Source organism: Methanobrevibacter sp., assembly GCF_045586545.1.
GTDB lineage: Archaea > Methanobacteriota > Methanobacteria > Methanobacteriales > Methanobacteriaceae > Methanocatella.
On the sequence record NZ_JAZNAN010000039.1, the window covers coordinates 1 to 15,227 of the forward strand.

The following is a 15,227-nucleotide window of genomic DNA, read 5'->3' on the forward strand; positions in this document are numbered from 1 at the left end:
TAATGTCAATTTGTCCGGAAACTTCAGAGATAACACTGTAAACCTTGATGGTGGTGCAAACTACTTTTGGGATACATTGAATAATGTCAGTTTATCCGGAAACTTCACTAATAACACAGCAAAGGATTGTGGTGGTGCAAATTATTTCAATGATGCATTGGATAATGTCAGTTTGTCTGGAAACTTCATCGCTAACACAGCAGAAAGTACTAGCGATTATGATGGTGGCGGTGCAAACTTCTTCGCCGGGGCATTGGGCAATGTTAGTTTGTCCGGAAACTTCACTAATAACATAGCAAACTTTGGTGGTGGTGCAAACTACTTCAATGGCACATTGGGCAATGTTAGTTTGTCCGGAAACTTCAGTGATAACACAGCAAATCTTATGTATGGTGGTGCAAACTGCTTCGTGGGAAAATTAGGCAATGTTAGTTTCTCCGGAAACTTTATTAATAACACAGCAATCTATGTTGGCGGTGCAAATGCTTTTCTTGCCACATCAAGTAATGTTACTTTGTCCGGAAACTTTATTAATAATACAGCAGGATTTGCTGGGGGTGCAAACGGCTTCAGCAGATTAACCAATGTCAGCTTGTCCGGAAACTTCACTAATAACATAGCAAACTTTGGTGGTGGTGCAAACTTCTTCTCCGGAGAATTAGGCAATGTTAGTTTGTCCGGAAACTTTACCAATAACTCCGCAAAAGGCAGTGATAATTATTGCGGAGGCGGTGCAAACTACTTCTGGAATACATTACGGGATGTTAGCATATCTGGAAATTTCATATCTAACACCGCAGAGGGTAATGGAAATGATAATGGCGGCGGTGCAAACTGGTTCTTCATGAGATTATATAACGTTAGTTTGTCTGGAAATTTCATCGCCAACGCAGCAAAGACGGGCAGTGCAAACTACTTCTATCTGATATTAAGCAATGTCACCATTCACGATTCCATTTTCCTGAACAATAAAGGCAACTATAGCATCTACAGTCATCGCAATCCCGTTAATGTGACAGATTCCTGGTTTGGAAATAATGCTTCCAATTACAACGAAAGACCTGAAGAGGTATTCAATGTATTGATGGATGACTGGCTGTTTTTAAACGCAACTGCCGTGCCTGATGCCGTTTCTGCTTTCGGTTCATCAGACATCACCTTCAAATTATATTCATTCAACGGAAGTTCATCCTATGACAATGCCCGCTTAAATCCGGTTAATCTCTCAGTCGCTTCTGCCGACGGTGACGTCGACAGGTCCATCATCGGTTTGGATGATGCAGTCACCTATACCTCAGCCGGAGGCAAAACCCACAGCGTTACTGCTTCAATAGAAAATGCGCAATACACCATTGTGCTGAAACATGTTAATGCAGATCCTGAATTGTCTCTTGCAGTTCAAAACATCAGCTACGGCGAATATGCTTCACTCCTGCTGAAATATAATGATAATGCGACAGGAACAGTCAACATAACCTTAAACGGCACAAGATACAGTTATTCCTTTGCAGATAAAAGATTAAACAAGAGCATCATATTGGATGAGCTGATTGAACCTGGTGAATATAGTGTAATTGTTGTCTATTCTGGTGATGAGAATTTCTTAAATGCAACTGCAAAGGCCGATTTCACAGTTAAAAAGGCTCCAGCTGAAATCACAGTCAATGATACTTCCCTTGATTTGAGGGTTGGCGATAGTGGAGATATTGACGCTTCATTAAGTCCTGCCGATGCGGGAAATCTCTCATATGCATCAGGCAATGAAAGTGTCATCCGTGTCGATGCCGACGGCAGATTCACTGCTGTAGCTGCGGGCGTTGCCGACGTTACAGTATCATTTGCAGGAAACGACAGGTATGCTGCTTGTGAAAACAGGACAATTAAAGTCACTGTCGCTTTAAACGATGCCAGCGTCACTGTCAATAACGAAACTTTAAACTTGTATGTCGATGATGAATTCACCATCGGTTCTTCAACTGTTCCTGACGGTTTGAACGTTTCCTATAAATCAGACAATGAATCCGTTGCAACCGTTAAAGACGGCGTTGTAACTGCCGTAGGTGAAGGAAATGCAGTCATTACCGTTAGCGTGGGAGACAATGTAACCTATTCCATTAACTCAACAGCAGTCTCCGTAAGCGTTGAGAAAATCCCTACACAGATTAGTGTTGCCAATGAGACCATTTCTTTAAAAGTCAATGAGGAAACTCCAGCCGGATGTGAACTCACTCCCGCCGATGCAGGTGATTTGGCCTACGCTTCAAGTGACGAGAGCGTTGCAAAAGTTGAAAACGGAAATGTCATTGCACTGGCTGAAGGTACAGCAACAATTACAGTGTCATTTGCAGGAAACGGCAAATATGCCTCAGCTGAAAACAGGACAATAACTGTTACAGTTGCCCTTAATGAAGCTGAAGTGAACGTTAATGTCAGTGATTTGGAGTTGAATGTTGATGAAAAAGCTACCGTTAATGTTGCTACAACACCGGAAGGATTGAATGTTACATACGCATCAAGCGATGAGTCCGTTGCAACTGTTAAAGATGGTGTCGTAACTGCAGTTGGCTCAGGAAATGCAACAATCACAGTAAGCGTTGGAGGAGACGGAGTATATGCTGAAAACTCAACTGCAATCAATGTCAAAGTTAGCAAGATTGCAACTGAAATCAGCATTGCCAATGAAACAGTTGACCTCAAAGCCACAGAGGAAACCGAAACCGGAGCCGCATTGACCCCGGCTGGGGCAGGAAACCTAACCTACACATCAAGCGATGAAAGTGTTGTGAAAGTGGAAAACGGAAAGATTATTGCATTGGTTGAAGGTACAGCAGCAATTACAGTGTCATTTGCAGGAAACGGCAAATATGCCTCAGCCGAAAACAGGACAATAACTGTTAATGTTGCCATTAATGAGGCTGAAGTGAACGTCAATGTCAGTGATTTGGAGCTTGGCATTGATGAAAAAGCCGCTTTTGAAGTTACAACAAATCCTGAAGGATTGAATGTGACATACACATCAAGCGACGAGTCAGTTGCAACAGTCAAGGACGGTGTCGTAACAGCGGTAGGTCTTGGAAATGCTACAATCACAGTAAGTGTCGACGGCAATGGAGCGTATGAAGGAAGCGCAGCAATCAAAGTCAAAGTCAAGAAAATCAGAACTGAAATTGTTGCAAATGAAACTCTGGAAGTTTTCATCGGTGATATGGCCAACATAACCTATAGCCTAACACCTGAAAACGCTCAAGGAAACGTTAGCTTTGAAAGCAGCAATCCGGATGTGGTCAAGGTCAATCCAATCACAGGCGAAATCACAGCCCTGGCCAGCGGATCAGCAATCATAACCGTGAAATTCACAGGTACTGAAAAATACGCAGACACAGAATCATCCGTCAACATAACCGTTAAAAAGCTAACCTCAAAAATAAAAGCCAAAAAGAAAACCTTCAAGACAACTACAAAAAACAAAAAATACAAAATCAAGCTTAAAGACAAAAACGGAAAAGCAATCGCAAACGTTAAAGTCTACTTGAAGGTCAACGGCAAAACATACAAGGCAAAAACCAACTCCAAAGGTGTGGCAACCTTCAAGCTCAAAAAACTGAACAAAAAAGGAATTTACAAGGCTAAAATCAAATTCAAGGGCAATGAAAACTACACCAAAGCCAGCAAAAAGGTAAAAATCAAGGTCAAACCGGGATGGAAAACAGTATCCAGAGGAAGCAAGGACAAAAAAACAGTCAAAAAAATCCAAAGAGCACTTAAAAACAACGGATACTACCTTTCATACAAGGGTCGCTACCTTATGGTTGACGGAATATTTGAAAGCTGCACCGAAAGGTCAGTAAAAGAGTTCCAAAACGACAAGACCTTGAAGGTAACTGGAAAAGTTGACGAAAAGACTGCCAAAAAACTTGGATTAATCTAAAAGAGTTTATAAAACTCTTTTATTCTATTTTTTTTAAATTTAAACTTACAATCAATTTAAATTCATTCTCTTTAATGCATCCCATTTCATTAAGCTTTCATTTTAAAATTTCAAACAATTTTTTCTATCATCATCCATTTTTAACGGTAATTTTTATATGAACTTTCAACTTTAATTGCCAAATTATAAAATGTATACACTTTTAATGACTTCACTGAATATTTCTAGTATAATTTTTGACATTCGCCAGTCAAAATTTAGATTTTTTTAAAATCAATATCAATTCATTCGAATTCAATATCAAATTATTTATAGGATTTTAAACAAACTAATAACTGTATTCAAACAGAATATAAAATTTATCAAGAGGTTATTATTTTGAAGATTAGTAAAATAATGATAGTCAGCTTATTATTGCTGGCTGTTATGACCTTAGGGGCTGTTAGCGCAACGGATGAGCTAACAGCAAATGAAACACAAGATTCACTTGAATTGAGTGTAGATGATGCTGATATCATAACGGATGATGATATTGGCGGGGAAATTTTAAGTGATGATGAAAAAGAAGATGTTGAATATGAGGACCCATATCTTCCGGATGTCCGGGCAGGTCCTGAATATTCATATGAGGAATATTATGACGATTTCAATTTTAGAATATCTTTTTATGCAGAAGGGGACTATTCCATTTTGGTAGATGGTGATGAAGTCAACAGCGGAACTGTTGATTATGATGACATAGAATTTGACTTGTCAACCCTGGATCTGACTTATGGTATCCACGACCTTAAATTCATATATAGTGGAGATGATGGGCATAACGGCTTTACATACGAGGACCAATTCGAATATTACTACTTCAAGGTCACTGTTCCTGAAAACGTAACTTTAGGGGACTGGTATAATGACAGAATCCTCTGCTATATTGCAAAAGATTTGGAAGGTGACCTGACAGTCTTAATCAACGGTGAAGAGTTCTACAAAGAATCCATAAGAGATGCAGTATATAATGAGGATGAAGACCACTATTCAATTAGTTTTAATGTTCCGTTGGATGGGCTGGACTTTGGCGAGTATGATTATACTATAACCTATAGTGGCGATGAAAACTGGGAGAATTTCACCAAAAAAGGATCTTTTGTCGTAGATGGTTATCTATTTGATGTTAATAATAATGAAATAGATGATGACAATACAATCTATTATGGCGACGAGTTGACTTTTGACATATACCTTCCTGCGGATGCCTGTGAAAACGTGACTTTAATAGCCAATGGTCAGGAGTACGTCATTGAACTTGATGACGGTAATGCATATTATGATTTCAGTGATTTGAAATGCGGTGAAAATAACTTGACCTTCACTTATGAAGACAGCAAATACCCTAAAAAGACTGTTAATTATATTTTTGAGGTTATGGGTAGAATTAACGTTCCTGAAGAATATTACATAGCTTATAATTCAGGTGCAAATATCAACATCACATTGCCTAAAGATGCTAAAGGCAATTTGAAAGTTTATGCCTATGAATACGACGGGGAAGATTATGTAATTGGTGATGAAATTGCAAGTGTTGCTTTGGTTGATGGTAAAGCACAAATTCCTATATCAACCTGGGCATTAGGCACTTATGAATTATTTGTCACATATGACGGAGAAGATTATGGGGTTGTTGATGAAGAACTAGGTAGATATGTTATTCCAGATGTGAATTATCCTAAAGGAATCTGGACAGAATCTGAAGATCCATATAAAGTAATTGTCACATCCCCTAGCGATGCTTTGGGCGATTTAACCGTCTCAATTTATACTGCTATTGATGATGAAGATTACTTAGAGCCTGATGAATTTATTTGCGAAATATATGCCAACAAAGCAAAAGGCGTTGTGGAAGTGGAATTGCCTGATGATTTGGAAATAGGAACTTACGCCCTTTCTGTCGATTATTCAGAGGAATATGATTCATTAACCAAGTATTATTACATTCGTGTAGATGATGTAGACCCTAACTGGGAAATAGAGGTGGACATACCTGAAGTCCTGGTTAAATATTATGAAGATGATAACTTTTTAGATTACCGTCCTAACAACCTTCCGGACGGCATTGACGGACTCTTGGAGTTCTTTGTCGACGGTGAATGGAAAGGGGATTGTGAATTAAATGATTATGGCGATGACTTTGAGGTAGGATATGGCAGTTTAAGCTTTGGAAACCACACATGGGAACTTAAATATTCACAAGGCAGCTATTATCTGCCAACCTCAGTAAGCGGCACTTTTGAAGTAAGTTTCGCAAATATTCCTGATGTCGTCACCCCTGATTACAATATCTTTATAGATTTAGGTTATCAATACGAAGGTAAGGTAACCTTCTATCTTAACGGAACTAAAGTTTATCAAGGTGATTTGGATTATGGTCAATGCGAAATCGAATTGGATTTAAAGTTATATGAAACCTATGACTACAAATTGGTCTATGCCGGCGACGATGAGCATGACGGCATAACCTTATCAGGTTCCTTTTATGTAAGCTATCCGTTCAGAGCATATTTCGCAGGAGAAGATTATTATTCACCTTATTCAAAATCATATGATTTATTCATTGAATTGCCTGAAGATGCATACGGAAACGTTACAGTAATTGTTGATGATAAAGAATACGAAGCCGACGTTGAAGAGGGCCGTGCATGCGTATCACTTGAAGACCTGGAAAGGGATAATTCATATCCTGTCACTGTCAAATATAGCGGATATGGAAACTACACTGCAGACGAAATTACAGTTACAATAGACATCGGAGGTTTTGCGATTGTCGGTTCCTATTCAGATGATGATGATGAGGATGATGAAGATGAGAAATTGGAATCAGTATCCCTATCAATGCCTGAGGATGCAAGCGGCAACCTGATTGTCGAAAACAATGGTGAGGTCTACAAGACTGCTGCTCTCGATGACGGATTTGCAGAAATCGACTTGACCGATTTGCCGTTAGGATATAACCGTATTCATGCATATTACGACGGTGATGACTATGACGAGTATGACGAGTTCTGGCAAACCATCAAATTGCTTCCTGAAATGGAGGTCTATGATGAGCTTGTAAGTGAAGATGAAGACTGCACAATAGAAATCGAATTGCCTGGCGCAAAAGGACAGGTGGCAATCTATGTCGACGGTGATTTGAATTTAACATGTGATGTTGTTGACGGCAAAGTATCTGCAGCAATATCCAATCTATACGGTGACGAACACGTAATTACATTCAGATACATCGGTGATGAATACTACATGCTTTTCGTGGATTATTACGATGAGGATAGTGGAGATATTGAATATCATGAATGGTGGGTATTTTCAGGTGAAAAAGAAAGATCAACCCCTGCAATCAACATTACCTATGGTGAAGCCGTTGAAGGCGATGAGGTAAGCGTAACCATCGAAATTCCGGGAGCAACCGGAAGCGTTATTGTAAACGGTGAAAAATACAATTTAACTGACGGTAAAGCAGTCATAACAGTCAAAGACCTGGTTGCCGGTGATTTAACCATTAAAGGAAATTATACTGGTGATGACAACTTCGCTGAAGCACTTATTTATAAAAATATTGAGGTCATACCTAAAAGAGATGCAGGACTGAAAGTGACAGGAGATGCCATCAAGGTTGGTGAAAACGCTACTGTCAGCATTCAAATCAACAAGGATGCAACCGGTAAAGTCACTGTCGACGGAAAAGAAGTCACAATTAAAGACGGCAAGGCTACCTACACCATGTCCAATCTGGCTGTAGGAAACCACACAGTCACAGTCAATTTCGCTGGAGACAAATACTTCAGGGCAGCTAAAAAGACTGCACTAATACAAGTAAGCAAAGTTGAGCTGGACCCTGCAGTTGATCCGTTTGCTCAAGATGACAATTCCGGCTCCAACAATCCAACCTACTCAATTGAGCTACCTAGCGATGCAACCGGTAATCTGACAGTAACAGTAGGCAATAAGACAGTAACCAAAGAGTTGAAAGACGGTAAGGCAACAGTTGAAGTCACCGATTTGCCTGCAGGTGATTATGAGGCAGTCGTAACATATTCCGGTGATGACAAATATGCACCAATCACCAAAACAGAAAATGCTACAGTCAAAGTTGACCCAAGAATCGAAGCAGCCAACGTAAAAGCATTATACCTTGCTGGTGGAAAATACCAGGTAACTGTATACGGTGATGACGGCAAAGCAGCAGCAAACGCTGATGTTGCATTTAAAGTCAATGGTGCCCTGTTTGCCAATGTAAAAACAGATGAAAACGGTACTGCTGCATTTGATATAACTCAAATACCTGGAACATACACAGTTGTTGCAGAAGCTTTAGGCGTATCCGGTTCATCTAAATTAACCGTAAAACACGTCTTGAAACTTAAGAAGGTTAAAGTCAAAAGGTCAGCTAAAAAGATTGTATTGACCGCAACCCTCAAGAAGGTCAACGGCAAATACCTCAAAAAGGTAAAAGTCACTTTCAGGTTCAACGGTAAGAAATTCAAAAAAGTAAAAACCAATAAAAAAGGTGTTGCTAAACTTACCGTTAAAGCAAAATACTTGAAAAATCTCAAAGTAGGCAAAAAGGTCAAATACCAAGCTACCTACAAAAAAGACACTGTTAAAGTTAAAGTTAAAGTCAAAAAATAGGGATTGAATTCCTTATTTTTTCTTATTTTTTTTAAATCCAAACATTACACATTTTCCAAAAATAACCCCTTAAAATTCTATTTTTTGAAATTTAAGCATTAATTTATATATTATAATATATTAAATATATCAAGTGTATAGACTTGAATATATTTATTCGAGGGAGTGTAATTATGAAGTTTAATAAATTAAGTTTAGTTTGTATATTTCTACTGGTCGTTTTAACGCTAGGAGCAGTTAGCGCTAGTGATGATACAAGCGACATAACGGCGGATGAGGATTCGGGGGAAGTTGTTCCCGATGGAGACCCCGTCGTTTCCAATGAAAATGACTCTTCACAGGATACCCAAACCCATGTGACAGAGTTTTCAATGAATGTTGATGATTCACGCGTTGGGACTATGACTACCGTGTGGATGATAATTGACGAAAACGCAACCGGCAACATGACTTTTTCAGTTGACGGGGAAAATTTAACTGCGAATGCAAGAGACTATGACGTTTATGATGTAGATACAAGAGATTTTCCAATAGGCAATTATACATTGACTGCAAGTTATATTGAGGAAGGTCTGCAAAGTCCTTTAATTGTTGAGAAGGACTTTGAAATTGTGAGTATTTTCGAGTATCCTGAGGAATTTGATGTCAATTGGGATTATGTGAAAGCTTATCTGCCTTCAGATGCAGCAGGCAACATCACCGTATTCATTGACGGGGAAGAATTGCTGGTGCATCCGTATGAAAGCGGAATTGAATTTGATACCATTAATTTATATAATGCCTCTTTGGGAGTCCGCAACGTCACTTTGGTATATTCAGGTGACGGAAAATACAAGTCTTCAAATGCTACCGGCGTGATTAATTTCACATATTCACTAAGGGCAGTTTTCAATTATGGAGACATAGGATACACTAAAGAACTATTAATCGATGCTCCAGCAGACATCAACTACACCAACTTGAACGTTACAATCGATGGTGTAAGGTATGATGTCATGAAAGGGGTTGAGGATGATTTTGAATATTTATATGCGGACATATCTTCACTAAATAAGGCAGGACATTTCCCTATGGTAATTTCATACCCTGGGGACGACAAATATTATCCAATTACTGTGGAGGATACTTTCACTGCCATATATCTTTTAGATATTCCGGAAGAGGTTCCGTATCAAAGCGACAGCAACATCACTTTGGAGTTAAAGGATGCAAAAGGCAAATTTGTCGTTAAGATTTCCCAAGGCTCCAGCAAGACAGTCTACAATGAAGTCTTTGAAGATGGCAAGGCATCAGTATCATTGTCCGACCTTGATCCTGGAATTTATGAAGTTGAAGCTTCTTATAAAGGTGACGACTACATATTTGATACTGTAACCGCAAACATTACAGTCTATCCGAAAATCGAAATTGAAGGATTGGTGGCTGTAGGAAACGCAACTGTTAAAATGATATTGCCTGAAGGTGTCTGCGGCACTTTATACATCTGGAAAGACAGTGAATCAAAAGCGGACGCATATAAGATTGCAATTGACGGAAGCGCTTCAGATGGCGTTTATCTCTATCCTATAGGTTTAGGTGACCATTGGGTATCTGCCCAGTTCGAATGCGACGATACATCAAATTCTGCATATAACTTATCATGTGCAGACGATTATGTATATGTCTATCCGATTGAGGAGATTACTCCAACAAATGTGAACTATGATGAAAATCCTTGCGCATCCATGACATTGCCTGAAGATGCAAGCGGAATTTTAAGCGGAACAATCTATGCTGATGATTTGGATACTGTTCTTCAATCCATAAACGCTACTTTTGAAAACGGAACTGCAAACATTACATTTGACATATTGGAGCCTGGAAAATATTTCACAGTTTTAAAATACACTGGTGATGATTACGGACCTTACGAGACAGTTTCATTCCCATTCAGTGTCGGACCTAAATTCGAATCTCCAAGGTCAGTGATGGAGAATGAAAGTGCATATCTCTACTTCGAATTGCCTAATGCAACAGGTAACCTGACCATCAAATTGGATGGTGAAGTTGTAGCGAATATCACTTGCGTCAATGACACATTCAACTACACATTCGATAAGCTCACCCCAGGCGCTTATATAATCACAGCAGTCTTTGAAGGTGAAAATGACACTGAATACACATACAATATTGAAGTTGGGGCTCCATGCTATGTTGTAGCCTACACAAACATGACTGTTGATGTCGAAACAATAGCAGAAGGCGAAGATGCCGTAATCAAGGTGGAAATTCCGTATGCAGAATCCGGTGAGGTAAACATTACCGTAGCCAACAAGACCTACACAGCAGAAATCACAGACAATGTTACCTCTTTAACCGTTTCCGGCTTGAGCGAAGGAACATATGATGTTGTCGTTGCCTACGAGGGAGACCAAATCCACACCAATGCAACCAAAAACGCAACATTTGAAGTCAAAAAGGTTCAGGATACTGCCTTAATCGTTAAGGCGGCAGACATTGAAGAAGGCTCTCCTGTAGTTATCGAAATCGAAACCGATGAGGAAATCACAGGCGACGTTTTACTAAGCGTTGGAGACGTAAACATGACTGTAAGTGTCACAAACGGTAAAGGAAACGCTACTGTTGACAATCTGACAAAAGGCAACTACTCCGTAATTGCCGTCTTTGAAGGTAGCCAGTTCTTCAAACCGGCCCAAAACAGCACTTCATTCAACGTAACCAAAGTGTTCGATCCGGTATTGAAAGCCAACGATATCACAATCCGCCACCTCAACAAGGCCGATTACACCATAACAGTTTATAACAAGGATGGGGAATTGGCAGTCGGCGAAAACGTAACCATTGAAATTGACGGTGTTAAAGTCGCTGATGTTGTCACTAACGAAAGCGGTGTAGCTACTTACACCATAACCGGTAGTTTAGGAACCTACAAGCTTTCAGCTTACGCTCTTGGAGCTAACGTTACCAACACACTGACTGTAAAGCACTTCATCAAAATCAAAAGCCTTAAAGTTAAAAAGTCTGCCCGCAAATGGACCATTACTGCAAAACTGTACAAGGTTAACGGCAAATACCTCAAAAACAAGAAAGTCACTCTTAAGGTAAATGGTAAGAAATACAAGGTAAGAACCTCCAAAAAAGGTGTTGCCACATTTACCATTAAGAAATCTGCCATTAACAAGTTTAGGGTTAAAACCAAATACATCTATGCAGTAACTTACAAAGGCGACACAGTCAAAAAATACCTTAAAGTTAAAAGATAGAGATTAATTTCTCTATTATTTTTTTATTTTTTCTTAAACTATTTTTAAATTAAAAATCAATATCTTATTGATGAGCGAGAAATACATTCGAAAAAACAAAAACTCCTTTTCAATCGTCAAAGGCTCCAGAACCTACGGCAAAACTAACAATCTGGACGATGCCGTTTTCATAAGGGACTTTTTAGCAGAAAATGACTGGGATTTGTCAAAGCTTCCAAAAACCATTGAAAATGACGGCAACTATATGGTTTTGTCCGTTTTGGATGAGAAGATTTTTGTGATTGCAAAATACAAGGAAAAACCATCAGACGAGACTATAGAAAGATTGATTAAGCGCTACAGGAGAAATCCCAACAATTCAAGGTATGGGCTCAACATCACAAAGGTCTTTGACACATTCGTAATCAAAAAGCAGATTTTCGGTGACGATTACATATTCGGATACTATGACAGGCTTGAGGATGCCCAGTTCGTGAGGAATTTCCTTCTTGATAACAACTGGAACATAAATGAACTCAAGGAAATTGAATTCGATGAGGAAACTGATACCTATAAGGTCATAAGTGTAATCGACGATGCTGCTTATGTTCTCGATTCCTCCACAACAGATGATATTGATTTGGATAAAGCTTATGAGGAATTCCTGTCAAAAATCTATAAGCAGAAATACGGCCTTGCAAGCTATCCTCATCTTGATTTGCTCACGGATAAAATCGAGGAGCTTGAAGAGCGATTCAGCGTCAGGGCAAGGGATGATGCATGGTCATTTGCCAGCGACGTTTCATCGCCTTTAAATGAAATCATTTTTAGCCTAACTCCGTTCCAGCAAAGCGTCTATGATGCAATATCCGCCAATACCACGTTAGATGAGATTGAAAAGTCATTAATCAGATATAAATCAGGGAATTTCAAAGAAAAAATCGAAAAAAACGTTAATGAGCTGATTGACCTTGATTTGGTTGAAAAGGTCGGTAAGGATACTTTTTCAAAAACAAACTTATAAATATATTGCATTATTAATATTGTATTGTATTTAATTTGAATTAAATACAAAGTTCTTTTTTGGTTTGGAACTTTTGGGGAGTTTTGTCATTGTGGCTCCCCTATTAAATTAATTATTCTCTATCACTCAACAGTTCACCGGCCACGCCGATATCTTCCTTATCATAGCCCTGAACCAGTACGGTTATTGCTTCGATAGGCAAGTCATAGGCTTCAGCCACAACTTCAGACACTTTTTTAACCATTTCTCTTTTATTTTCCAAACTTATTCCATTGTTTCCACCAATTGTTATTACAGGCATTATATCACCATTTAAATATATTAATCATTTAGAATAAATAGATTATTAATAGGATTTGATAATATGCTCGGTGAAAAAGAACTTGTTAAGCTGTTTCCGGATTTCGCTGATTTGGTGCAGCCTTCCGGAATTGATTTGGAACTGGATAAGATATACATTCAAAAGAGTGCAGGCTCACTTATAGACAATGAAAAGAACCTTCCCGAAATCGAGGAGCTGGAAGGGGACATATATACTCTAAAGCCCCATACCGCTTATCTGGCAAGCATTAAAAGGAAAATCAAAATCCCAAAGGGATACACCATGCTTTATCTTCCAAGATCAACCCTTTTAAGGTCATTCGTCTCAGTTCAAACCGCTGTAGGAGACCCTGGCTTTTATGGAACATTGATGTTCATGATATACAATCACGGAGACTTTGAATACAGGATAAAGTCCGGAGACAGAATCGCACAGGCCGTTGTATTTCCGGTTGAAGGATCAGGGGAGTATGACGGTTCCTATCAGGAGGCGGAAGAGTGAACGTAGCGGATAAAATTGTCAAAATCCTTGAAGAGGAAGGAATCGACACGGTCTTTGGAATTCCGGGCGAGCAGATTATGCCGCTTTACAAGGCATTGTCAACATCCGCTATCAATCATGTCCTCACAAGGCACGAGCAGGCTGCAGCACATGCGGCAGACGGCTTTACAAGAGCAAGCGGCAAAATAGGGGTTTGTATTGCAACCGCTTCGCCGGGGGCGCTGAACTGCACAATGGCCCTTGCCACAGCATTCAAGGACAACGTTCCGATTTTAATCTTGACCGGTGACAACGAACTGAAGTACAGGGGATCAGACCATTTCCAGACAACACCTCAGTTTGAAATGTTCAAGCATATTACAAGAGCATCCTACAATCCTCTCAACGGTACCGAGGCGATGTATGTCTTAAGGGCAGCTATCTATGAGCTTAAGACAATGCCGAAAGGTCCGATTCACATCAATCTGGCAAAAGACGTATTGCTGCAGGAGGAATTTGACGACTTTGACCTGTGCTATCTGTGTGAGGATGACATGTCCAAAATTTCAGATGCGCAGGAATTAATCAATGCTTCCGAAAGGCCATTGTTCATCTTAGGAGCCGGTGCAATCTCCCAAAAGGAAAAAATAGAAGATATTGCCAAAAAGCATAAAATACCGGTTACCACAACATTCCATGCAAAGGGAATAATTTCAGAAGACGATGAGCTGAACCTGGGCATGGTAGGGATACGTTCAACACCGAGGGCAAAATACGCATTTGAAAACTCAGACTGCATAATTGCACTGGGCATCAAGGCAAGTGAAAGGACACTGCCCGAATTCCCGGAAAATCTGATTCATGTAAACCTCAATAAGGATGTTCTGGTTGGAGATTATCCTATTCACGGAAAGGTTGAGGATTTCCTAAGCCAAATCGAATTCAGCGATGCAGAATGGTTAAGTGAAATTTTAGAAATCGACAACAGCATTGAAATAGAGGGTGTGGATGATGACCTGAAACCTCAGGCGGCCATCAAAAGGATTCTGGAGAGATTTCCAGACGACATTATCGTTTCGGATGCGGGAAGCCATACAACATGGACAACACTTCTCATGAAATCCCTAAAGGCAAGGCAGTTCCTCTTTCCGGGTGCAATGGCGCCGATGGGTTATGGTCTGCCGGCAGCTATAGGAGCCAGCATCGCAACAGGCGAAAGGGTCATCACAATAAATGGGGACGGCGACATTCAGATGAATATCCAGGAACTGGCCACTTTGGCTGAAAACAAACTGGATGTCATTGTATTTATCCTCAACAATTCGGAATTCGGAATCATCAGGCAATGGGAAGAGGATATGTATGATATGGAGCCTTATCAGATAAGCCTTAAAAATCCGGATTTTCTAAAATTGGCTTCAAGCTATGGAATTGATGCAGTAATGGTTGATAACCTTGAAGATTTGGAGCTTGTGCTTTCAAAAGAGTTGAGCGGACCTCTTGTCGTAGAGGTTGTTGTGGAAAGTGAAAACATTCCCCTTCCTTAATGAGTAG

7 protein-coding genes are annotated in these 15,227 nt (G+C 39.7%); 6 read left to right on the forward strand and 1 reads right to left on the reverse strand.

Annotation, left to right across the window (positions count from 1 at the left end; genetic code table 11):
* The 4 genes from ACKI3D_RS03480 to ACKI3D_RS03495 all read left to right on the forward strand — a co-directional run.
* Positions 1 to 3,928: Ig-like domain-containing protein (locus ACKI3D_RS03480; RefSeq protein WP_407392369.1), on the forward strand; the 3,928-nt coding region annotated here is incomplete at its 5' end.
* A 378-nt stretch (positions 3,929 to 4,306) separates the two neighbouring features.
* Positions 4,307 to 8,605, forward strand: coding sequence for an Ig-like domain repeat protein (locus ACKI3D_RS03485; RefSeq protein WP_407392370.1), 4,299 nt, complete (start codon positions 4,307 to 4,309; stop codon positions 8,603 to 8,605).
* A gap of 173 nt (positions 8,606 to 8,778) precedes the next feature.
* Positions 8,779 to 11,868, forward strand: coding sequence for a hypothetical protein (locus ACKI3D_RS03490; RefSeq protein WP_407392371.1), 3,090 nt, complete (start codon positions 8,779 to 8,781; stop codon positions 11,866 to 11,868).
* A gap of 70 nt (positions 11,869 to 11,938) precedes the next feature.
* Positions 11,939 to 12,871: a hypothetical protein gene (locus tag ACKI3D_RS03495; protein WP_407392372.1), complete on the forward strand. Its 933-nt coding sequence runs from the start codon at positions 11,939 to 11,941 to the stop codon at positions 12,869 to 12,871.
* Positions 12,872 to 12,983: 112 nt separating this feature from the next.
* Here ACKI3D_RS03495 and dmpI read toward each other — a convergent pair whose 3' ends face one another.
* Positions 12,984 to 13,172, reverse strand: coding sequence for a 4-oxalocrotonate tautomerase DmpI (gene dmpI, locus ACKI3D_RS03500; RefSeq protein WP_407392373.1), 189 nt, complete (start codon positions 13,170 to 13,172; stop codon positions 12,984 to 12,986).
* 63 nt (positions 13,173 to 13,235) lie between these two features.
* On the opposite strand from dmpI, the gene ACKI3D_RS03505 reads away from it, so the two are divergent.
* Positions 13,236 to 13,694: a dCTP deaminase domain-containing protein gene (locus tag ACKI3D_RS03505; RefSeq protein ID WP_407392374.1), complete on the forward strand. Its 459-nt coding sequence runs from the start codon at positions 13,236 to 13,238 to the stop codon at positions 13,692 to 13,694.
* The gene (locus tag ACKI3D_RS03510; RefSeq protein WP_407392375.1) at positions 13,691 to 15,220 is read left to right on the forward strand and encodes a thiamine pyrophosphate-binding protein; all 1,530 of its coding nucleotides are present in this window, start codon (positions 13,691 to 13,693) and stop codon (positions 15,218 to 15,220) included. Before ACKI3D_RS03505 ends, ACKI3D_RS03510 begins: the two co-directional genes overlap by 4 nt.
* Positions 15,221 to 15,227: the final 7 nt, after the last annotated feature.

Bases quoted from the DNA above. Each gene is read 5' to 3' on its own strand.
- ACKI3D_RS03490 (WP_407392371.1), top strand. From the start codon at position 8,779: ATGAAGTTTAATAAATTAAGTTTAGTTTGTATATTTCTACTGGTCGTT.
- ACKI3D_RS03495 (WP_407392372.1), top strand. From the start codon at position 11,939: ATGAGCGAGAAATACATTCGAAAAAACAAAAACTCCTTTTCAATCGTC.
- dmpI (WP_407392373.1), bottom strand. From the start codon at position 13,172: ATGCCTGTAATAACAATTGGTGGAAACAATGGAATAAGTTTGGAAAAT.
- ACKI3D_RS03505 (WP_407392374.1), top strand. From the start codon at position 13,236: ATGCTCGGTGAAAAAGAACTTGTTAAGCTGTTTCCGGATTTCGCTGAT.